18 protein-coding genes are annotated in these 20,880 nt (G+C 65.3%); all 18 read left to right on the top strand.

The genetic code is table 11. The features are described from left to right. Positions 1–120 precede the first annotated feature (120 nt). The 18 genes from coq7 (at position 121) to lpxC (ending at position 20,872) form a co-directional block, all read left to right on the top strand. The gene (gene coq7 / locus ACUXH0_RS18500) at positions 121–774 is read left to right on the top strand and encodes a 2-polyprenyl-3-methyl-6-methoxy-1,4-benzoquinone monooxygenase (protein WP_004633089.1); all 654 of its coding nucleotides are present in this window, start codon (positions 121–123) and stop codon (positions 772–774) included. 382 nt (positions 775–1,156) lie between these two features. After that, positions 1,157–1,585 (top strand): division/cell wall cluster transcriptional repressor MraZ, encoded by a 429-nt coding sequence (gene mraZ / locus ACUXH0_RS18495; protein ID WP_004633088.1) that lies wholly within the window; start codon positions 1,157–1,159, stop codon positions 1,583–1,585. A 9-nt stretch (positions 1,586–1,594) separates the two neighbouring features. Continuing rightward, a complete protein-coding gene (rsmH, locus tag ACUXH0_RS18490) occupies positions 1,595–2,554 on the top strand; it encodes a 16S rRNA (cytosine(1402)-N(4))-methyltransferase RsmH (RefSeq protein ID WP_004633086.1) in 960 nt (319 codons plus the stop codon). 16 nt (positions 2,555–2,570) lie between these two features. Then, complete coding sequence (gene ftsL, locus ACUXH0_RS18485; RefSeq protein WP_004633083.1) at positions 2,571–2,915, top strand: cell division protein FtsL; 345 nt, start codon at positions 2,571–2,573, stop codon at positions 2,913–2,915. After that, on the top strand, positions 2,912–4,699 hold the full coding sequence (locus tag ACUXH0_RS18480; RefSeq protein ID WP_004633081.1) for a peptidoglycan D,D-transpeptidase FtsI family protein: 1,788 nt from the start codon (positions 2,912–2,914) through the stop codon (positions 4,697–4,699). The genes ftsL and ACUXH0_RS18480 overlap by 4 nt, the downstream gene beginning before the upstream one ends. Beyond that, positions 4,696–6,240, top strand: a complete 1,545-nt coding sequence (locus ACUXH0_RS18475; protein WP_182594465.1) for a UDP-N-acetylmuramoyl-L-alanyl-D-glutamate--2,6-diaminopimelate ligase — start codon at positions 4,696–4,698, stop codon at positions 6,238–6,240. Before ACUXH0_RS18480 ends, ACUXH0_RS18475 begins: the two co-directional genes overlap by 4 nt. Beyond that, on the top strand, positions 6,237–7,673 hold the full coding sequence (locus ACUXH0_RS18470) for a UDP-N-acetylmuramoyl-tripeptide--D-alanyl-D-alanine ligase (RefSeq protein WP_012436474.1): 1,437 nt from the start codon (positions 6,237–6,239) through the stop codon (positions 7,671–7,673). Before ACUXH0_RS18475 ends, ACUXH0_RS18470 begins: the two co-directional genes overlap by 4 nt. A 15-nt stretch (positions 7,674–7,688) precedes the next feature. Then, positions 7,689–8,858, top strand: coding sequence for a phospho-N-acetylmuramoyl-pentapeptide-transferase (gene mraY, locus ACUXH0_RS18465; protein WP_012436473.1), 1,170 nt, complete (start codon positions 7,689–7,691; stop codon positions 8,856–8,858). Positions 8,859–9,007: 149 nt separating this feature from the next. Further along, entirely contained in the window at positions 9,008–10,507 is a 1,500-nt protein-coding gene (gene murD / locus ACUXH0_RS18460) for a UDP-N-acetylmuramoyl-L-alanine--D-glutamate ligase (RefSeq protein WP_182594468.1), read from the top strand. Continuing rightward, entirely contained in the window at positions 10,504–11,745 is a 1,242-nt protein-coding gene (gene ftsW / locus ACUXH0_RS18455; protein ID WP_004633071.1) for a putative lipid II flippase FtsW, read from the top strand. The genes murD and ftsW overlap by 4 nt, the downstream gene beginning before the upstream one ends. After that, complete coding sequence (murG, locus tag ACUXH0_RS18450) at positions 11,742–12,842, top strand: undecaprenyldiphospho-muramoylpentapeptide beta-N-acetylglucosaminyltransferase (RefSeq protein WP_182594464.1); 1,101 nt, start codon at positions 11,742–11,744, stop codon at positions 12,840–12,842. Before ftsW ends, murG begins: the two co-directional genes overlap by 4 nt. Positions 12,843–12,855: 13 nt before the next feature. Next, positions 12,856–14,307, top strand: a complete 1,452-nt coding sequence (gene murC, locus ACUXH0_RS18445; protein ID WP_182594463.1) for a UDP-N-acetylmuramate--L-alanine ligase — start codon at positions 12,856–12,858, stop codon at positions 14,305–14,307. Next, positions 14,304–15,299, top strand: a complete 996-nt coding sequence (locus tag ACUXH0_RS18440; RefSeq protein ID WP_182594462.1) for a D-alanine--D-alanine ligase — start codon at positions 14,304–14,306, stop codon at positions 15,297–15,299. Before murC ends, ACUXH0_RS18440 begins: the two co-directional genes overlap by 4 nt. 37 nt (positions 15,300–15,336) lie before the next feature. Beyond that, positions 15,337–16,248, top strand: a complete 912-nt coding sequence (locus tag ACUXH0_RS18435; protein WP_004633061.1) for a cell division protein FtsQ/DivIB — start codon at positions 15,337–15,339, stop codon at positions 16,246–16,248. Beyond that, the gene (gene ftsA, locus ACUXH0_RS18430) at positions 16,245–17,477 is read left to right on the top strand and encodes a cell division protein FtsA (RefSeq protein WP_004633059.1); all 1,233 of its coding nucleotides are present in this window, start codon (positions 16,245–16,247) and stop codon (positions 17,475–17,477) included. The genes ACUXH0_RS18435 and ftsA overlap by 4 nt, the downstream gene beginning before the upstream one ends. Before the next feature lie 140 nt (positions 17,478–17,617). Then, the gene (gene ftsZ, locus ACUXH0_RS18425) at positions 17,618–18,817 is read left to right on the top strand and encodes a cell division protein FtsZ (RefSeq protein ID WP_012436466.1); all 1,200 of its coding nucleotides are present in this window, start codon (positions 17,618–17,620) and stop codon (positions 18,815–18,817) included. A 391-nt stretch (positions 18,818–19,208) separates the two neighbouring features. Next, the gene (locus tag ACUXH0_RS18420) at positions 19,209–19,709 is read left to right on the top strand and encodes a peroxiredoxin (protein ID WP_004633056.1); all 501 of its coding nucleotides are present in this window, start codon (positions 19,209–19,211) and stop codon (positions 19,707–19,709) included. A 245-nt stretch (positions 19,710–19,954) separates the two neighbouring features. After that, the gene (gene lpxC, locus ACUXH0_RS18415; protein ID WP_004633054.1) at positions 19,955–20,872 is read left to right on the top strand and encodes a UDP-3-O-acyl-N-acetylglucosamine deacetylase; all 918 of its coding nucleotides are present in this window, start codon (positions 19,955–19,957) and stop codon (positions 20,870–20,872) included. The last annotated feature ends 8 nt before the right edge of the window (positions 20,873–20,880 follow it).

Genomic DNA, 20,880 nt, shown 5'->3' with positions numbered 1-20,880 from the left:
AGGGTTATCCCGTACAGTAGTGTTTGGACGGCCGGGTTCTGATCGGACGCAAGATCCCGCCCGGTGTCGGCCTTACAATGGCAATTGCGCCGCACGCCATTGCCGGCGGCGCCCGTACTCATGCTCGACCGCTTCATCCCCGAATTCGACCGCGCCTTGCGCGCTGTGGCAGGCGTCACCCGCGCCAGCCGACCGAACCCCGCTGATGCCGTTATCGCGTCCGCCGCCTCCACAAATACGGCCGACAACGCGACCAAGCTTTCTGAGGCCGACCGCCGCCATGCCGCCGGCCTGATGCGCGTGAACCATGTCGGCGAGGTCTGCGCCCAGGCCTTGTACCAGGGGCAAGCGCTGTTTGCCCGGGACCCGGCCATCCGGACCCAGCTCGACGAAGCCGCGCGCGAAGAAGAGGACCACCTCGCTTGGTGCGCCCAGCGCCTGCAGGAATTGAACGATCGCCCGAGCCTGCTGAACCCGCTGTGGTATGCCGGCGCTTTCGCGATCGGCGCGGTGGCCGGACGCCTCGGCGACAAGATCAGTCTCGGCTTCGTCGCTGAGACCGAGCGCCAGGTCGAGCATCACCTCGATGGCCATCTCGATACCTTGCCCGAACAGGACACCCGCTCGCGCGCCATCGTCGCCCAGATGCGCGACGACGAGATCCGTCACGGCGACAACGCGCGCCAGGCCGGCGGCATTGATCTGCCAGCGCCGATCCGCCAAGCCATGCGTGCCGCGTCACGCGTCATGACGACTGCCGCGTACCGCATCTGACGCGTGCAGCGTCGCTCGCAGGCCGGCGGCATACCGCACGCTCCTCCGTTTGCCCGAGCTTTACCGCGTATGGACTTCGCCCTCGCACCGGGGGCGCTGTCGCGCGCCGTTCTCTCACGTGGTTTCTGCATAAACCACGCTATCTCCTTCATTTGATTGGGAAAAGTGATTCGGCTCCTCTGGCGGGGTGCGCTAAGTCATTGTTCTGATTGCAAATTTTCCGTCTCGCAGGCCTCCGCAAGCCTTGACCGCCTAAAGTCGTTCCTCTAAAGTGGGAAACAGTGTCAGAAAGTGTAGTTTTGTGGTTTAAAGCGGCCGTTTGCGGGCCAGTTGACGGCAAGGTGAGTGGCGTTCGAGTCGCCACACGGAGAGAGAAACCAACGTGTTCCAGGGTGCGTCGGCGCTGACGCTGGATGCCAAAGGGCGGATGTCCATTCCGTCGCGGCACCGCGAAGCGCTCCAGCTGCAGGCCGAAGGCCGGGTGACTGTGACCAAGCACCCGGATGGCTGCCTCATGCTGTTTCCGCGCCCCGAGTGGGAACGCTTTCGCGAGCGCATCGCCGCGCTGCCGATGGAAGCCCACTGGTGGAAACGGATCTTCCTGGGCAGCGCCGCCGATGTCGAACTCGATACCGCTGGCCGCGTCCTCATCACCCCGGAACTGCGCGCGGCCGCCTCCCTTGAACGTGACGTGATGCTGCTCGGCATGGGCAGCCACTTCGAAGTCTGGGACGCCGCCACGTACACCGCGAAGGAGCAGGCCGCCATGGCGCAAGGCATGCCCGACGCCCTCAAGAATTTCTCCTTTTGATGACGCGCGATGACAACCCAAACCAGTACGGGACTGCGCCATCAGACGGTGCTCTTAGACGAAGCGGTCGATGCGCTCATCTGGCGCGACGACGGTATCTATATCGATGGAACCTTCGGGAGAGGCGGGCACAGCCGGCGCATCCTGGAACGGCTGGGGCCTGGCGGCAGACTTGTCGCCTTCGACAAGGACCCGGCAGCAATCACCGAAGCGGGCACCGTAGAGGATGCCCGCTTCGCTATTGAGCATGACAGCTTCGCGCAGATGGCCCGATGCCTGGACGCGCGTGGCGTGGAGCAGGTGGCCGGCGTGCTGCTTGATCTCGGCATCAGTTCGCCGCAGATCGACGAAGGCGCACGTGGCTTCTCGTTCCGGATGGATGGCCCGCTCGACATGCGGATGGACACCACGCGCGGCATCACCGCAGCCCAATGGCTGGCCGAAGCTGATGAGCGCGACATTGCGAGGGTGATACGGGACTATGGGGAAGAACGGTTTGCTGTACAGATTGCAAAGGCGATTGTTGCTCGCCGGGGCCAATCCGGGGATCGAGGTCCTCTCGATCGCACATCCGAGCTTGCCGCGCTCGTGGCGCAAGCCGTCAAAACACGCGAGAAGGGCCAAGACCCTGCGACCCGCACCTTTCAAGCTTTACGGATTCACGTCAATCAAGAGCTTGCGGACCTCGAAACCGGTCTGAAGGCCGCCTTTGACCGTCTGGAACAGGGGGGACGTCTCGTCGTGATCAGCTTCCATTCGCTGGAAGACCGCATCGTCAAGCGCTTCATGCAGGCGCTGGCGCGCCCGGAGCAATCCGCCGCGCCGGAACTGCGTCGGGCGCCGCTGCGTGCGCATGAGCTGCCGGCGCCGCAGTTGCGCCTGCTCGGCCGCGTGAAGCCGTCGGAGGCGGAAGTGTCGGCCAATCCGCGTGCGCGCTCGGCCATCATGCGCGTGGCCGAACGCTGCTGACCGACGAGGCCGCCCCATGAACCGCCTGAACATGTTCCTGCTGACTGCGCTGGTGCTGTGCGCGCTGTCGCTGGTCAACGCGCAGCATCAGGCGCGGCAACTGTTTGTCGCGCTGGATCGCGCGCAGGCGGAAGAGAAGCAACTCAACACGGACTGGTCGCGCCTGCAATATGAGCAGAGCGCGCTGGGCAAGAGCGCTCGCATTGCCGACATCGCGAGCAGGCAATTGAAGATGTCGCCCGCGCAGGCGGGTCGCACGCAGTATCTGCAGGGGTTTGCCGATTTGCCGGCTGCGGGGATGTCCTCCGGGGCTTCCTCGGCGGCGGCGAGCGCGCCCACGGCTTCCGGAGTCCAGCCATGAGCGGCGCACGCAAATCCAACGGCACCACGGCGCGCGCGCGCCTGGGTCAGTTTTCCGCCAGCCCGGTGCTGGGCCTGCGCCTGCCCATGTGGCGCTCCAAGCTGGTCGTGTTCCTGATGTTCGCGGCGTTCCTGGCACTGATCGGCCGTGCGCTGTGGATTCAAGGCCCGGGCAACCGCTTCTATGAGGCTGAAGGCAAGAAGCGCTTCCAGCGCACGCTGGAATTGCCGGCCACGCGCGGCAAGATTCTCGATCGCAATGGTCTGGTGCTGGCCACGAGCCTGCCGGTGAAGGCCATCTGGGCCGTGCCCGAAGACGTGCCCAACAACGTGCCTGGCGAAGACATGATGAAGCTCGCCAAGCTGCTGGGCATGAACAACAAGGAGCTTTCGGGCAAGCTCGGCGAAGACAAGGGCTTCGTCTACCTCAAGCGTCAAGTGCTGCCGGAGGTGGCCGACCAGATTGCAGCGCTGAAGATCGAAGGCATCTATCAGACGCGAGAGTACAAGCGTTTCTACCCGGAAGGCGAGGCGATGGCGCACATCGTCGGTTTCACCAACGTTGAGGACAAGGGCCAGGAAGGCATGGAGTTGGCGCGCGAGTCCGACCTGGCGGGTGCCGCGGGCCAGCGTCAGGTGATCAAGGACCGGCTGGGCCGCGTGGTGGAAGACGTGGGCGTGCTCAAGGCCCCGCGTAATGGGCATGACCAGACCCTGTCGATCGACGCCAAGATCCAGTACCTGACCTTCAACGAACTGAAAGCCGCCATCGAGCGCACCCACGCCAAGGCCGCCAGCGCGATCGTGCTGGATGCCCAGACCGGCGAGGTGCTGGCGCTCGCGAACTATCCGACCTACAACCCGAACGACCGCAGCCGCCTGTCGGGCGAGCAACTGCGCAACCGCGTGCTGACCGACACCTTCGAGCCCGGCTCGATGATGAAGCCGGTGACGATCAGCCTGGCGCTGCAGCTCAAGCGCGTGACGCCCAACACGCTGGTGCAGACCAACGGCAAATACAGCTTCGAAGGCGCGACCATTTCGGATACCGGCAACTACGGAACGCTGACGGTCGCCCAGGTGATCCAGCACTCCAGCAACATCGGTACGACCAAGATCGCGATGATGCTCAAGCCGCAGGAAATGTGGGATATGTTCACCAGCGTTGGCTTGGGGCAGGCGCCGAAGATCGGCTTCCCGGGCGCGGTGGCGGGGCGGCTGCGGCCGGCAAACAAATGGCGCCGCATCGAGCAGGCGACCATGTCTTACGGCTACGGTCTGTCGGTGTCGCTGTTCCAGATTGCGCACGCGTACACCATCTTCGCGCACGATGGCGAGCTGATTCCGATCACCATGTACCGCACCGATGGCCAGCCGCCGCAGGGCGAGCGCGTAATCTCGCCGGAGGTGGCGCGCCAGGTCCGTCAGATGCTGGAGACGGTGACGGCCCCCGGCGGTACCGCACCGCAGGCCCAGGTAATGGGCTATCGCGTCGGCGGCAAGACCGGCACGGCCTGGAAGCACACCGGACGCGGCTATGACCGCTCCAAGTATCGTGCCTCGTTCATTGGCCTGGCGCCGATGTCAAACCCACGCATCATCGTGGCCGTGAGCGTGGACGAGCCTACGGTGGGTAACCGCTATGGCGGTGGCGCGGCCGGCCCGGTGTTCTCCCAAATCGTGGGCGGTACCCTGCGCGCGTTGAACGTGCCGCCGGATTCGCCGGTACGGCAGCTCGTGATGACCCCGGATGTGCCGGAAGAACCGGTGGGAGGCCTGCAATGACAGCCAAGCCCACTTCCGATCGTCCGACGATCGATGCCCGCCTCACGCCGGTGGTGGATTGGTTGCGCGCTCAGGCACCCGCGCGTGCCGACCTCACCAGCGACACGCGCAAGCTCAAGACCGGCGATGTGTTCGTGGCCTACGTGCTCGGCAATGCGCGCCAGCGTGGCGATGGCCGTCCGCATATTCCGCAGGCCATCGAGGCTGGCGCTTCCGCCGTGCTGGCCGAAGCCCATGGTTACGCAATGCCCGCCGACGCGCCCGTGCGCATCCTGCCGGTTGACGGCCTGGCTGAACTGGCCGGACCGCTGGCCGCGCAGTGGTATGGCGTGCCGGGTCCGGAAGCGCTGCGTGTGATTGGTGTGACGGGCACCAATGGCAAGACATCGTGTTCGCAATGGATTGCGCAGGCGCTGACCAAACACTGCGAGCGTTGCGCAGTGGTGGGTACGCTCGGAACCGGGTTTGTCGACGCGCTGGCTACCACCGGCTTTACCACGCCGGACGCCATCCAGCTTCAGCGCAGCCTCGCCGATCTGCACCGCGCGGGCGCTCGCGCCATCGCCATGGAAGTGTCGTCGCATGGCCTGGAGCAAGGCCGGGTGGATGGCACCCGCTTCGACATCGCGGTGTTCACCAACCTGACGCAGGATCACCTCGACTATCACGGCACGATGGCCGAGTACGAACTCGCCAAGGCGCGACTGTTCGGCTGGCAGGGCTTGCGCGCAGCGGTCATCAACCGCGACGACGCGGCCGGTGTGCGCTTGCTGCAGAACGCCCGCGCCGATGTCGAGACCATCGAATACGGCATCGACGGCGACGCCGCTGCACAGCACGGCGCCAGGCAATGGCTGCGCGCCACCAACGTGCGCGCACATCGCACCGGCACGACGTTCGACGTAGACGGCAGCTTTGGCCGGGCGACCGTCCATGTGTCCACCGTCGGCCTGTTCAACGTATCGAATCTCCTGGCTGTGCTTGGCGCACTGCTCGCTGCCGGTGTTTCGTGGCAGGACGCCATCGCACGCCTGGAAAAACTCCAACCCGTGAGTGGCCGCATGGAGCGGTTTGGAGGCGAAGACGGCCCGTTGGTTGTGGTCGACTACGCTCACACGCCCGACGCGTTGGAGCAGACGCTGCGCGCCCTCGCGCCGATCACCGAAGCGCGCGGCGGCAAGCTGTGGGCCGTGTTCGGCTGCGGCGGCGACCGCGACCCCGGCAAGCGTCCGCAGATGGGCTCCATCGCCGAGCGCCTGGCGCCGCACGTGGTGCTGACCTCTGACAACCCGCGCAGCGAAGATCCGCAGCACATCCTCGACGAGATCGCCGACGGCATGGACAATCCGCGTGCCGCCACCCAGATCGAGGACCGCGCGGCTGCCATCCTCCACGCCGTGCGGCATGCCGATGCGCATGACGTGATCGTCGTGGCCGGCAAGGGGCATGAATCGACGCAGGAGATTGCCGGTCGCAAGCGGCCGTTCTCCGATCAGGAACACGTGCGCCTGGCACTCGCCGCCCGCGGGGTGAATGCATGAGCGCCGCGACCGTGATGATGCGCGCCACCGACGCCGCTGCCTGGATGACCGGCGCCCATCTGGCCGGCCCCGATGCGGCGATCCTGCGCGTGACGACCGACAGCCGCGCCGTCCAGCCGGGCGACCTGTTCGTCGCGCTGATCGGCGAGCGTTTCGATGCGCACGATTTCCTGCCCGAGGTGGTGGCGCGTGGCGCTGCTGCCGTGCTGGTGTCGCGCGCACCGGCTGCCACCCTGGATGTCACCAATGTGGCCGTGCTGACTGTCGCCGACACGCGCTTCGGGCTCGGCCAGCTTGCCGCCGGCTGGCGCCGCCAGTTCCCGATTCCCGTCGTCGCCGTGACGGGCAGCAACGGCAAGACCACGGTCAAGGAGATGATCTCCGCGATCTTCGCGCAGGCCGTGGGTGAAGACGCCCGCCTGGCGACCGCCGGCAATTTCAACAACGACATCGGCCTGCCGCTCACGCTGTTCCGCCTGAACGCGCAACATAAGCTGGCCGTGCTTGAACTCGGCATGAACCATCCGGGCGAAACGGCTGTATTGGCCGCCATTGCCCAGCCGACCGTGGCGATGATCAACAACGCGCAGCGCGAGCACCAGGAATTCATGGTCAGCGTGGAAGCGGTGGCTGAAGAACACGCCGCTGTGCTGGCCGCGTTGCCGGCCAATGGCGTGGCGGTGTATCCGCGCGATGCGGCCAACGGTGGCGAATATGCGCCGGTGTGGAAAGCCGCGGCGGGCTCGCGGCGCGTGCTCGATTTCGGTATGGATGCCGGGGCCGTGACGGGCACCGTGGTGGACACCGCCGACGGGCAACGCATTGAAGTGCAGGCTCCGGGCCAGCGTTTCGTCATCACCTTGCCGCTGCTGGGCCTGCATAACGCACGCAATGCGCTGGCGGCGACGGCGTGCGCGCTGGCAGCCGGTGTCGCTCCCGAGGTGATTGCGCAAGCGCTGGGCAACTTTGCACCCGTCAAGGGGCGGTTGCAGCGCAAGCAGGGCACGCATGGCGGCCTGGTCATCGACGACACGTACAACGCGAACCCGGATTCGATGCGCGCCGCGATTGACGCGCTTGTCACGCTGCCCGCGCCGCGCTGGCTGGTGCTGGGTGACATGGGCGAGGTGGGCTCTAAGGGGCCGGCATTCCACGAAGAGATCGGGGCCTACGCGCGCGCGCGCGGCATCGACGCAGTGCTGGCAACCGGCGAGCTTGCGCGCCACACGGTCGATGCCTTCGGCCCGGGCGCACAGCATTTTGCGTCGGCGGAAGACTTGATTGAACACGGTGTGCCCGCCATTGCGCCGGCCGCGACGGTATTGGTGAAGGGATCGCGCTTCATGCGGATGGAACGCATTGTGGAAGCGCTGGTCTTGAAAGACCCGGTAGCGGATTCGCCAGCCGGTTCCAACACACAACAGCAGCATTAAGGGAAGCAAGAACCCATGTTATTGGCATTGGCGCAATGGTTGCAGAACGACTACGGCTTCCTGCGCGTCTTCAACTATCTGACGTTCCGCGCCGTGATGGCATCGCTCACGGCGCTGGTGATCGGCCTCGGGTTCGGGCCGTTCGTGATCCGTCGCCTGACGGAACTGAAAGTCGGCCAGGCTGTGCGCAGCTATGGCCCGCAGACGCACCTGGTCAAGGCCGGCACGCCCACCATGGGCGGTGTGCTGGTGCTCATCGGCATTGCCGTGTCGACGCTGCTGTGGGCGGACTGGGGCAACCGCTTCATCTGGATCGTGCTGCTGGTCACGCTCGGCTATGGCGCGATCGGCTGGGTCGATGACTACCGCAAGGTCGTGCACCGCGATCCAAAGGGGATGTCTTCGCGCGAGAAGTTCTTCTGGCAGACCGTGATCGGCCTGTTTGCGGCGGCGTATCTGGCGTTCTCGGTGTCCGAGACCAGCAACATGCGCGTGCTCGAGCTGTTCATGGAGTGGGTGCGCAGCGGCCTGTCGCTGAACCTGCCGGCCAAGTCGCACCTGATCGTGCCGTTCTTCAAGGAGATCAGCTACCCGCTCGGCGTGTTCGGTTTCATCATCCTGACGTACCTCGTGATCGTCGGCTCCAGCAATGCGGTGAACCTGACCGACGGCCTTGATGGCCTCGTCATCATGCCGGTCGTGCTCGTGGGCAGCGCGCTGGGCGTGTTCGCGTACGTGATGGGTAGCGCTGTCTACAGCAAATACCTGCTGTTCCCACACATTCCGGGCGCAGGCGAGCTGCTGATTTTCTGCTCGGCGATGGCGGGTGCGGGGCTTGCCTTCCTGTGGTTCAACGCGCATCCGGCACAGGTGTTCATGGGTGACGTCGGCGCGCTGGCGCTGGGCGGCGCGCTTGGCACCATCGCCGTGATCGTGCGCCAGGAAATCGTGCTCTTCATCATGGGCGGCATCTTCGTGGCGGAGACCGTCTCGGTGATGCTGCAGGTGACGTGGTTCAAGTTCACCAAGAAACGTTATGGCGAGGGCCGGCGCCTGTTCCGCATGGCGCCGCTGCATCATCATTTCGAGCTGTCCGGCTGGAAGGAAACGCAAGTGGTCGTGCGCTTCTGGGTCATCACCATGATGCTGGTGCTGATCGGCCTGTCGACCCTGAAGCTGCGGTGAGCACGGACATGACCGACATGACCGACGACTCCATCACCCCGGACGACGATATGGCCGCCACGCAGCCCGACGCCGCCGTGGACGCCGTTGTCGCGACACTCGATTCGGCCGAGCCGATGCCCGCCGCTGAAACCGCACAGGCGCCGCGCATGTTCGGCGAGTTCGAAGCGCCGGTGGTGCTTGTGCTCGGCCTCGGCGAATCCGGCCTCGCCATGGCACGCTGGTGTGCCCGTCATGGCGCGCCCGTGCGCGTGGCCGACACGCGCGAGGCACCGGCCAACCTGCCGGTGCTGCGCGCCCATGTGCCGGACGCGGAGTTTGTGACCGGTCCCTTTGCCGTGTCGCTGCTGGACGGTGTGACGTTGGTGGCGATCAGCCCTGGCTTGTCGCCGCTGGATCCGAACGTCGCGGCGCTGCTGAACGCCGCCAATGCGCAGAGCGTGCCGGTGTGGGGCGAGATCGAATTGTTTGCCCGCGCGCTGGCCGGCCTCAAGGCCGCGCAAGGCTATGCGCCGCGCGTGCTCGCCATCACGGGCACGAACGGGAAGACCACCACCACGGCGCTCACGGGCGCCCTGGTCCAGCGCGCCGGCAAGACGGTCGGCGTGGCCGGCAACATCAGCCCGTCGGCGCTGGACAAGCTGAGCGAATGCGTCGACGCAGGCACGCTGCCTGACGTGTGGGTGCTCGAGCTTTCCAGCTTCCAGCTCGAAACCACGCATTCGCTGGACGCCGATGCGGCCACCGTACTGAACATCACGCAGGACCACCTCGACTGGCACGGCACCATGGAGGCCTACGCCGCAGCGAAGGGCCGCATCTTCGGTGCCAACACCGTGCGCGTGCTGAACCGTCAGGACGCGGCCGTGATGGCATTCGCGAGCAAGAACGGCGGCGATATCACCTTCGGCATCGACGAGCCGGGCACGCCCGATGCGCTCGGCCTGCTGCGCGATGGCGGCATGCCCTGGATCGTGTTGGCCGAAGTCGAAGAGGACGATCTGCCCAAGCCTACGCGCCGCAAGAAGGGCGACGCCGCGCCGGCCGCGCCGGTGCCGGTGCGCCTCAAGCGTCTGATGCCGGCCGACGCACTGCGCATCCGTGGCTTGCACAACGCGACCAACGCGATGGCTGCGCTGGCACTGTGCCGCGCGATCGGCCTGCCAGTGAGCGCGCTGCTGCACGGCCTGCGCGACTACGCCGGCGAGCCGCACCGCGTCGAACTGATCGCCGCGTTTGACGACATCGAATTCTTCGACGACAGCAAGGGCACCAACGTCGGCGCGACGGTGGCTGCACTCTCGGGCCTGTCCAAGCATGTCGTGCTGATCGCCGGTGGCGATGGCAAGGGCCAGGACTTCTCGCCCCTGGCCGAGCCGGTCGCGCAGTACGCGCGCGCCGTGATCCTCATCGGCCGCGATGCACCGCTGATTCGTGAGGCGCTGGCCAATACCGGTGTCGCGCTGGTCGACGCGCCGACGCTGGAAGCCGCCGTGCTGGAAGCCGCCGCGCATGCGCAGCCGGGCGACGCCGTGCTGTTGTCGCCGGCGTGCGCAAGCTTCGACATGTTCCGCAACTACGAACACCGCGCCCAGGTGTTCCACGAGGCCGTGGTCGCATTGGCGGCAGACCGAGGAGTCCTCCTATGAGCGACACCCAGATCAAGCGCAGCGGCTTCATCGGCGCGACCATCGGCAATGCGTGGGATGGCCTGCGCGATGCCGTTTCGGGCGTCAAGCCCACGCGCTCCAAGATGATGGAGTACGACCAGCCGCTGATGTGGGTGGCGATCGTGCTGCTCGGCCTCGGGCTGGTGATGGTGTATTCGGCGTCGATCGCGTTGCCGGATTCGCCCAAGTACGCCAACTACAGCAACGGGCATTTCCTGATCCGCCACATCTTCTCGCTGGTCATCGGGCTGATCGGTGCGATCGTCGCATTCCAGATTCCGGTCAAGTTCTGGGACAAATACGCTCCGAAGCTCTTCATCATTGCACTGGTCCTGCTGGTGATTGTGCTCGTGCCGCACCTCGGCAAGGGCGTGAATGGCGCGCGCCGCTGGCTGCCGCTGGGCGTCATGAATTTCCAGCCGTCCGAGCTGATGAAGCTGGCGGTGGTGCTGTACGCCGCCAACTACACCGTGCGCAAGCAGGACTGGATGCAGAGCGTGCGCAAGGGGTTCCTGCCCATGGGCGTGGCCGTGGCGTTTGTCGGCTCGCTCCTGCTGTTGGAGCCGGATATGGGCGCGTTCCTGGTGATCGCGGCCGTGGCCATGGGCATCCTGTTCCTGGGCGGCGTGAACGGCAAGCTGTTCGGCGGCCTCGTGCTCACCGCGGTTTCAACCTTCTCGCTGCTGATCGTGGCGTCGCCCTGGCGGCGTGAGCGGATCTTCGCCTACCTGAACCCGTGGCAAGAGGAATACGCGCAGGGCAAGGCATACCAGCTCACGCACTCGCTGATCGCTTTTGGCCGTGGCGAGTGGACCGGCGTTGGCCTTGGCGGCAGCATCGAAAAGCTGCACTACCTGCCCGAGGCGCATACCGACTTCATCCTGGCGGTGATCGGCGAAGAGCTGGGCTTCGTCGGCGTGCTGATCGTGATCCTGCTGTTCTATTGGATGGTGCGCCGCGCATTCGAGATCGGCCGCACCGCGCTGCAGCTCGACCGTACGTTCGCCGGCCTCGTTGCCAAGGGACTGGGAATCTGGATCGGCTGGCAGGCCTTCATCAACATGGGCGTGAACCTGGGCCTGCTGCCGACCAAGGGCCTGACGCTGCCGCTGGTCAGCTACGGCGGCTCCGGCATCCTGATGAACTGCGTGGCGATCGCGGTGCTGCTGCGCATCGACTATGAAAACCGCGTGCTGATGCGTGGGGGCAAGGTATGACGGCAGGCAATTCGGCCGGTCTGGCGCCGCGCACGCTCCTTGTCATGGCCGGCGGCACGGGCGGTCACATCTTCCCCGCGCTGTCGGTGGCCAAGCTGTTGGCCGCGCGTGGCTGGAAGGTGGTGTGGCTCGGTAATGCGAACGGCATGGAAGGCCAACTGGTGCCCAAGCACGGTTTTCCGCTCGAGTCGGTGCAGTTCGGTGGTCTGCGTGGCAAGGGCCTCGTCACCAAGTTTCTGCTGCCGCTCAACCTGCTGCGTGCCTTCTGGCAGAGCCTCGGTGTGGTGCGCCGTGTGCGCCCGAACGTGGTGCTGGGCATGGGCGGCTATATCACCTTCCCGGGCGGCATGATGAGCGTGCTGCAGGGTCGCCCGCTGGTGCTGCACGAACAGAATTCGATTGCGGGGCTCGCCAACCGCGTGCTCGCGCGCGTGGCCGATCGCGTGCTGTGCGCATTTCCGAATGCGCTGGCCGGTGCCGAGTGGGTCGGCAATCCGATCCGCGCTGACCTCGCCACGCTGGCTTCGCCGCAAACGCGCTACGCCGAGCGAACCGGCCCGCTGCGCGTGCTCGTCGTGGGTGGCAGCCTGGGCGCAGCAGCGCTCAACGACGTGGTGCCCAAGGCGCTGGCGTTGCTGCCGGCTGATACGCGTCCCATCGTCATCCATCAGGCGGGCGCCAAGCAGATCGATACACTGCGCGCCAACTATGCCGCCGCAGGCATTGACGATGCCCACGCGCAGCCTGTGCCGTTCATCGACGACATGGCGGCTGCGTATGCGCACGCCGATCTCGTGATCTGCCGCGCGGGCGCCATGACCGTCTCAGAAGTGGCTGCGGCGGGTGTCGCGGCGCTGTTCGTGCCGTTCCCGCATGCCGTGGACGATCACCAGACCACCAATGCGCGCTTCCTTTCCGAACGCGGAGCGGCGCTGTTGGTGCCGCAGCAGGAACTGAGTCCGGCATCGCTGGCAGATACACTCGCGTCCCTGACGCGTGCGCAATTGGCCGATATGGCGGCTAAAGCACGTGAGCAGGCACGGCCCGAAGCGGCCGAGCGTGTCGCCGACGTGTGTGTAGCGGTGGCACGGGCATAGGGAACGAATCGATATGAAGCACATCGTCAAGAACATCCATTTTGTAGGCATCGGCGGCGCCGGCATGAGCGGCATCGCGGAGGTGCTGCTGAATCTGGGCTACCGCGTGACGGGCTCGGATCTGGGCAGCAGCGCGACCACGCAGCGTCTGGCAACGCTGGGCGCGACGATCAAGCAGGGCCACGCGCCGGAACATGTGATCGGCGCCAATGCCGTGGTGGTCTCCACCGCCGTGCGCGGCGACAACCCGGAAGTGCTGGCAGCGCGCGCCAAGCGCATCCCCATCGTGCCGCGTGCGGTGATGCTGGCCGAGCTGATGCGCCTGAAGCAGGGCATCGCGATTGCCGGCACGCACGGCAAGACGACGACGACCAGCCTCGTCGCCTCCGTGCTGGCCGAAGGCGGGCTAGACCCGACGTTCGTCATCGGTGGCCGTCTCAACTCCGCGGGCGCCAACGCGCGCCTCGGCACGGGCGATTTCATCGTCGCCGAGGCCGACGAATCCGATGCGTCGTTCCTCAACCTGTTCCCCGTGATCGAGGTCATCACCAATATCGATGCCGATCACATGGACACCTACGGGCACGACTTCGCGCGCCTGAAGCAGGCGTTCATCGAGTTCACACAGCGACTGCCGTTCTACGGCATTGCCGTGCTGTGCGTGGACGACCCGAACGTGCGCGAAATCCTGCCGTTCGTCTCCAAGCCTGTGGTGCGCTACGGGTTTGCCGAAGATGCGCAAGTGCGTGCCGTCAATGCGCGCGCCGTCGATGGCCGCATGGAATTCACCGTGATCCGCCAGCTCAACGGCCATGCCGAGCCGCCGCTGTCGATCACGCTCAACCTGCCGGGCCTGCACAACGTGCAGAACGCGCTGGCCGCCATCGCCATCGCCACCGAACTGGAAGTGCCGGACGAGGCCATCGTCAAGGCGCTGGCCGAGTTCAACGGCGTGGGCCGCCGCTTCCAGCGTTATGGCGAAGTGCCGACCGCTGACGGTAAGGGCCACTTCACGCTCATCGACGACTACGGCCACCACCCTGTCGAAATGGCGGCAACGCTGGCTGCTGCGCGCGGTGCGTTCCCCGATCGCCGCCTCGTGCTGTCGTTCCAGCCGCACCGCTTCACGCGCACGCGCGATTGTTTCGAAGACTTTGTGAAAGTGCTCGGCACTGTCGACGCGCTGCTGCTGGCCGAGGTGTACGCCGCCGGCGAGCCACCCATCATCGCCGCTGACGGTCGCGCGCTGACGCGTGCGCTGCGCGTGGCCAACAAGATCGAGCCCGTATTCGTGGAGCAGATCGAAGACATGCCGCAAGCGATCCTGGATGCGGCGCAGGACGGCGACGTGGTCATCACCATGGGCGCTGGGTCGATCGGGCAGGTGCCCGGGCAAGTGGTTGCGTTGCAGGCGCAGGCGCGCACTGCAAACGTCGTGGATCTGAACGGAGGCGCCGCAGCATGACGACCGGTCCGTTTGTTCCCAATCCGACGATCGATCCGAAATCCCTCGGCAAAGTGGGCGTGCTCATGGGCGGTCGTTCGGCCGAGCGCGAAATCTCACTGATGTCCGGCAACGGCGTGCTGGCTGCGCTGCGCGCACGCGGTGTCGATGCACACGCCTTCGACCCGGGCCTGCAGGCCGTGGCCGATCTGGCCAAGCAAGGGTTCGACCGCGTGGTGATTTCGCTGCACGGCCGCTTTGGCGAAGACGGCACGATCCAGGGCCTGCTCGAGCAATTCGGTATTCCGTACACCGGCAGCGGCGTACTCGCATCTGCGCTGGCGATGGACAAGGAAGCCACCAAGCGCCAATGGCAGACCCACGGCCTGCCCACGCCTGATTTCGTGATGCTGCACGCCGGCGCCGACTGGCAGGCCGTGGCCGACCGCCTTGGCCTGCCGCTGATCGTCAAGCCCGCGCGCGAAGGTTCGTCGATCGGTCTGACCAAGGTCACGAGCGCCGCCGAGTTGCCCGCCGCCTACGAAAAGGCCGCGCGCCTGGATCGTGATGTGATGGCCGAGCAGTTCATCGAAGGTGACGAACTGACCTGCCCGATCATCGGCGAAGGGGAGAGCGCTACGGCATTGCCGCTTATCCGCATCGTCGCGCCGCAGGCCAACTACGACTACCAGAACAAGTACTTCACCGACGACACGCGCTACGAATGCCCGGCACCGATTCCCGCTGATGTGGCCGCGCGCGTGCAGGCGCTGGTGGTGCAGGCATATCGCGGGCTGGGCTGCCGTGGCTGGGGCCGCGCCGACATCATGCTGCGCGAGTCCGATAACGCGCCGTTCCTGCTGGAGATGAACACGTCGCCGGGCATGACCGGCCATTCGTTGGTGCCGATGGGCGCCCGCGCGGCCGGCATCAGCTATGAAGATTTCGTATTGCAACTGGCGGCGAGTGCGTCGCTGGAGTTGCACGCGAGCACCGACTGGAAACCCGAGTAATCGACACAACGTCAGCGAAACCGGACAACACAACGTTATGTGGCACAACACCCGTCTCCTCAACGCCGTCGCGAGTGCGCTGTATGCGCTGCTCGCGCTTGGCGCGTTGGGCGTTGGGGCGGTCTGGCTGATGCAGCGGCCGACGTTCCAGCTGCAGCAGGTGCGTGTGATGCCGATGGCGGGCAGCGAGTTGCGCCACGTGAATGTGCCGAGCCTGCGCGCCAACGCGTTGGCCAAGCTGCGCGGCAATTTCTTCTCGCTGAATCTGGACGATGCGCGTGCGGCGTTCGAATCGGTGCCGTGGGTGCGGCGCGCGAGCGTGCGCCGCGTGTGGCCCAACGGGCTGCTGGTGGAAGTGCAAGAGCACGAAGCGCTCGGCACCTGGGGCGGCAATGAGTCCGGCAAGCTGGTCAACACGTATGGCGAAGTCTTCGTGGCCAACCTGGCCGAAGCCGAGGACGACACTGACCTGGTGGCGCTGGCCGGCCCCGAGGGTACTGAACAGGATGTGGTCGACAAGCTGGAGACCATGACCGAGTGGTTCAAGCCGATGAATGTCGAGCCTTTGAGCGTGACGCTCACCGACCGCTACGCCTGGCGCGCGCGGTTGTCCAACGGCACGGTCATCGAGCTGGGCCGCGAACTGAATGACGATGACCGCACCGCGCTGGCCGCGCGTGCCCGCCGCTTCGTGCGTGCGTGGCCCGAGGTGACCAAGCGCTGGGGCGGTCAGATTGAATACGCCGACCTGCGGTATCCCAACGGATTTGCAGTTCGTGCGGCGGGTGTGCGCTTCCTGACCGATGCGCAGGCTGCGGTGCTGGCCAAGGGGGGCAAGTTGCCCGGCACCACGAGTGGCACCAGCAGTGCTGCAAAGCCGAAAGCCACGCTGGGGGGTAAGCCGGCGGCCAACAACAAAGCAACGCGAAGCACAGAGAAAACGCGATGAGCAAGGAATACAAGGATCTTCTGGTCGGGCTGGATATCGGCACCTCCAAGGTGGTGGCGGTGGTGGCCGAGCTGCGTCCTGACGGCGCCTACGAGGTCATCGGCATGGGCCAGACCGAATCGAAGGGGCTCAAGAAGGGCGTAGTCGTCAATATCGAGGCGACAGTCCAGTCGATCCAGAAGGCGCTCGAAGAAGCGGAGCTGATGGCCGACTGCAAGATCGGCGAGGTCTTCACGGGCATTGCCGGCAGCCACATCCGCAGCTTCAATTCGAGCGGCATGGTGGCGATCAAGGACAAGGAAGTCACCTCCACCGATGTGGCGCGCGTGATCGAGACCGCCAAGGCCGTCAACATCCCGACCGATCAGCAGATCCTGCACATCCTCACGCAGGAATTCATCATCGACGGTCAGGAAGACGTGCGCGAGCCGATCGGCATGAGCGGTATCCGGCTCGAGGTGAAGGTACACATCGTGACGGGCGCCGTGAGCGCGGCGCAGAACATCGTCAAGTGCGTGCGCCGCTGCGGGCTGGAAGTGCACGACCTGATCCTGCAGCCGCTGGCATCGAGCCTGGCCGTGCTGACCGAAGACGAAAAGGAACTCGGCGTGGTGCTGGTCGACATCGGCAGCGGCACGACCGACATCGCCATCTTCAGCGAAGGTGCGATCCGCCACACGGCCGTGATCCCCATCGCCGGCGACCAGATCACCAACGACATCGCCATGGCCCTGCGCACGCCGACGCCGGACGCCGAGGACATCAAGATCCAGTACGGCATCGCCAAGCAGGTGCTGGCCGATCCGGACGAGATGATCGATGTGCCGGGCGTCGGCGACCGCGGCCCGCGCACGCTTTCGCGTCAGGCGCTGGCCGCCGTGATCGAGCCGCGCGTGGAAGAACTCTTCTCGCTCGTGCATCAGGTGGTGCGCGAATCCGGTTACGAAGAACTGCTCTCCAGCGGCGTGGTGCTCACTGGCGGTACCGCAATGATGCCGGGCATGGTCGAGCTGGGGGAAGACATGTTCTTGAAACCCGTGCGCGTGGGGGTGCCCGAGTACCGCGGCAATCTGCACGAGGTAGTGAAGAGCCCGCGCTACGCCACGGTGATGGGCTTGCTGCAGGAAGGTCGCGTGCAGCGCGTGCGCGGACGGAAAGTCGTGGTGCAGTCCGGCTCGGCCAAGCAGATCTGGACGCGCATGAAGGAATGGTTCATCGGCAACTTCTGAGCATGCGAGTGCCGGGTGTTGACGATGTGCTCCCCGGGGGGAGCAAGTTGAGTTTCTTGTTTTGATGTTTTTTGTTCAGGAACCAGGAGTTGCGGCGGGGAGGCTGCATCGTCTGGGACTGATCACTTCTGGAGGCAATGATGGACTTCGACATGATTGAAACGGAAATGCAGGACGGCACCATCATCAAGGTGGTCGGCGTCGGCGGCGCGGGCGGTAATGCCGTGCAGCACATGATCAACCGCGGCGTGCAAGGCGTGGAATTCATCTGCATGAACACCGATGCGCAGGCGCTCAAGCGCTCGACCGCATCGCGCGTGCTGCAGCTCGGCAGCACGGGCCTCGGCGCCGGTGCCAAGCCGGAAGTAGGCAAGCATTGCGCAGAGGAAGCCCGTGAGCAGATCGCCGACGCACTGCGCGGCGCGCACATGGTCTTCATCACCGCCGGCATGGGCGGCGGTACGGGCACGGGCGCAGCACCGGTGGTTGCACAGGTCGCCAAGGAAATGGGCATCCTGACCGTGGGCGTGGTCTCCAAGCCGTTCGACTTCGAAGGCGCACGCCGTTCGAAGGTTGGCGAGCATGGCGCGAACGACCTCGAAGGCAACGTCGATTCGCTGATCGTCGTGCTCAACGAAAAGCTCTTCGAAGTCATGGGCGACGACGCCGAGATGGACAAGTGCTTCCAGTGCGCCGACGACGTGCTGCACAACGCGGTCGCCGGCATTGCGGAAATCATCAACGTCGACGGTCTGGTGAACGTCGACTTTGAAGACGTGAAGACAGTGATGGGCGAACAGGGCAAGGCGATGATGGGCACGGCCACCGTGTCCGGCGTCGACCGTGCGCGTCTGGCCGCTGAGCAAGCCGTGGCAAGCCCGCTGCTGGAAGGCGTGGACCTGTCGGGTGCGCGTGGCGTGTTGGTCAACATCACGGCCAGCCGCTCGCTCAAGCTGTCTGAGACCAAGGAAGTGATGAACACCATCCGCAGCTATGCCGCGGAAGATGCCACCGTCATCTTCGGTACGGTCTACGACGATGCCATGGGCGACGCGCTGCGCGTGACCGTGGTTGCCACGGGTCTGGGCCGCGCTGCTCGCAACAAGCAACAACAGCAGCAGACGATGACGCTGCTGAAAACCGGGACCGACAACCAGCCGGTGGCTTTCGGGGGTGGCGCCGGTCATTCGGTGGCAGCTGCGCCGGACTACAGCAACTTCGACACCCCGGCGGTGTGGCGCAGCTCGCGTGAGTCGGCCTCGGCTCACGTGGCAGCACTGCAAGAGAAGGGCGTCGACACGTACGACATTCCGGCATTCCTGCGCAAGCAGGCGGACTGATCCGGGCCGCGTTGGCTCGATAGCGCTCGCGCACGTCCGACTGCCTGCGGTACTGCACGCCGCGCGCGGTTCACGGCTCCCCTCCCGTGATCGCCGTTGTGTGACGGCCCGCCGCTCGTCAGCCGACAGCGCGCGACGAACCGGACACAGTCGTTGCCGCCGGGCAGGTTGGCCTCTGGCCGCCTCCCCGGAAGGGTTCACCCCGCCCGGCGGGTGTGTCCGTTCGTTGTGCCGCGCGCGCTGCGTTCCGACCCAAGCGGCCTGATGGTGTTGTCTCCCAAGACCGCCCGCGTGATTCGTTCACGCGGGCGGTCTCGTTTTAAGAACCGGCTGCGCGGTCGCTCGGCAGGTTCTATGATCGCGATATCCACGCAACCGCTTCCTGACGATCATGATCCAGCCCGGTCAACCGCTGCCCGACGCAACGCTCTACGAGTTCTTTGAAGTGGAAAAGGACGGCTGCGCGCTCGGCCCCAACGCTTTCTCCGTGCGGCATCTGGCCGAAGGCAAGACGATCGTCATCTTCGGGCTGCCCGGTGCGTTCACGCCGACCTGCTCCGCGCGGCATGTGCCAGGCTACCTCGCCAACTTCGACGCACTGCGCGCCAAGGGTGTCGACGAGATCTGGTGTGTGTCCGTCAATGACGCCTTCGTGATGGGGGCCTGGGCCCGCACGCAGGGCACCGACGACAAAATCCGCATGCTGGGCGACGGCAGCGCGGAGTTCACGAGCAAACTCGGTCTCGACCAGGATCTCTCCAAGCGCGGTATGGGCATTCGTTCGCAGCGCTATGCGATGGTCGTGAAGGACGGTGTGGTAACAGCGCTACAGGTGGAAGCGCCCGGACAGTTCTCCGTCAGCAGTGCCGAATCGATGCTGGCGCTACTCTGACGCCACGTCACAATCTCCCCCGAATGGCGGAGTACCGCCCGCTATCCCACCCCACCTCAAGGCTCATGAGGCCGTGGCGCTAAATCTGCGTGCACTGTAGTTGGCTCGATTGTGTGCACTCCTAACATCCCGATACAAAAGTCGTTTTGAAGGCAGGGACGTGAAAATGGTATGCTTAGGGTTATCACCTATGCAGACTGCATAGATAAAAATAATCGTAGAAATTCTGTGAGTTGAGGGCGGCCATGTTGAAACAACGCACCATCAAGTCCCTCGTCAAGACCGTCGGCATCGGGTTGCACTCGGGCCGCAAGGTGACGTTGACGTTGCGCCCGGCGGCCGCAGGCACCGGCATCGTCTTCACGCGTGTTGACCTCGACCCGGCCGTCGAGATTCCGGCCACCGCCAGCGCCATCGGCGACACCCGCCTTGCATCCGTACTGCAAAAGGATGGCGCCCGCGTGTCGACCGTCGAACATTTGATGTCCGCTTGCGCAGGCCTTGGCATCGACAATCTCTATGTCGACGTCGACGCCGAAGAAATCCCCATCATGGACGGCAGCGCGGCCTCGTTCGTGTTTCTGCTGCAATCGGCGGGCATCGAAGAGCAGGGCGCGGCCAAGCGGTTTATCCGCGTGACCAAGCCGGTGGAAATCCGCGAGGGCGACAAGCTTGCACGCCTCGACCCCTACTTTGGCTTCAAGCTGTCGTTCACCATCGAATTCCGTCACCCGGCCGTCGACAAGACCGGCCAGACGTTCGAGATCGACTTTGCCGACACCAGCTACACGCGCGAAATCGCGCGCGCCCGTACGTTTGGTTTTGCCCACGAAGTCGAAATGCTGCGCGAAGTCGGCCTGGCGCGCGGCGGCAGCCTGGACAATGCCATCGTGCTCGACGAGCACCGCATGCTCAACAACGACGAACTGCGCTACGGCGATGAGTTCGTCCGTCACAAGATCCTCGACGCCATCGGCGATCTGTATGTGGTCGGTCACCCGCTGATTGCCGCGTATACGGCACACAAGTCGGGGCACGGGCTGAACAATGCGCTGCTGCGCGCACTGCTGGCCGATGAAACGGCCTACGAGATCGTGACGTTCGACAAAATCGAAGAGGCGCCGCGCGCGTTTCTACCTCAGTTGCAACCGGCATTCTCGTGATCGGCTGA

It is taken from the genome of Ralstonia sp. 110700041-2, assembly GCF_056280165.1.
This window is presented reverse-complemented; position numbering and strand designations above follow the sequence as displayed.

Coding starts and splice junctions, on each gene's coding strand:
- ftsA (WP_004633059.1), top strand. CDS start 16,245: ATGAGCAAGGAATACAAGGATCTTCTGGTCGGGCTGGATATCGGCACC.
- murC (WP_182594463.1), top strand. CDS start 12,856: ATGAAGCACATCGTCAAGAACATCCATTTTGTAGGCATCGGCGGCGCC.
- ftsW (WP_004633071.1), top strand. CDS start 10,504: ATGAGCGACACCCAGATCAAGCGCAGCGGCTTCATCGGCGCGACCATC.
- ACUXH0_RS18435 (WP_004633061.1), top strand. CDS start 15,337: ATGTGGCACAACACCCGTCTCCTCAACGCCGTCGCGAGTGCGCTGTAT.
- lpxC (WP_004633054.1), top strand. CDS start 19,955: ATGTTGAAACAACGCACCATCAAGTCCCTCGTCAAGACCGTCGGCATC.
- murG (WP_182594464.1), top strand. CDS start 11,742: ATGACGGCAGGCAATTCGGCCGGTCTGGCGCCGCGCACGCTCCTTGTC.
- murD (WP_182594468.1), top strand. CDS start 9,008: ATGTTCGGCGAGTTCGAAGCGCCGGTGGTGCTTGTGCTCGGCCTCGGC.
- ftsZ (WP_012436466.1), top strand. CDS start 17,618: ATGGACTTCGACATGATTGAAACGGAAATGCAGGACGGCACCATCATC.
- mraY (WP_012436473.1), top strand. CDS start 7,689: ATGTTATTGGCATTGGCGCAATGGTTGCAGAACGACTACGGCTTCCTG.
- ACUXH0_RS18440 (WP_182594462.1), top strand. CDS start 14,304: ATGACGACCGGTCCGTTTGTTCCCAATCCGACGATCGATCCGAAATCC.
- ACUXH0_RS18420 (WP_004633056.1), top strand. CDS start 19,209: ATGATCCAGCCCGGTCAACCGCTGCCCGACGCAACGCTCTACGAGTTC.
- ACUXH0_RS18480 (WP_004633081.1), top strand. CDS start 2,912: ATGAGCGGCGCACGCAAATCCAACGGCACCACGGCGCGCGCGCGCCTG.
- rsmH (WP_004633086.1), top strand. CDS start 1,595: ATGACAACCCAAACCAGTACGGGACTGCGCCATCAGACGGTGCTCTTA.
- ACUXH0_RS18470 (WP_012436474.1), top strand. CDS start 6,237: ATGAGCGCCGCGACCGTGATGATGCGCGCCACCGACGCCGCTGCCTGG.
- coq7 (WP_004633089.1), top strand. CDS start 121: ATGCTCGACCGCTTCATCCCCGAATTCGACCGCGCCTTGCGCGCTGTG.
- ftsL (WP_004633083.1), top strand. CDS start 2,571: ATGAACCGCCTGAACATGTTCCTGCTGACTGCGCTGGTGCTGTGCGCG.
- ACUXH0_RS18475 (WP_182594465.1), top strand. CDS start 4,696: ATGACAGCCAAGCCCACTTCCGATCGTCCGACGATCGATGCCCGCCTC.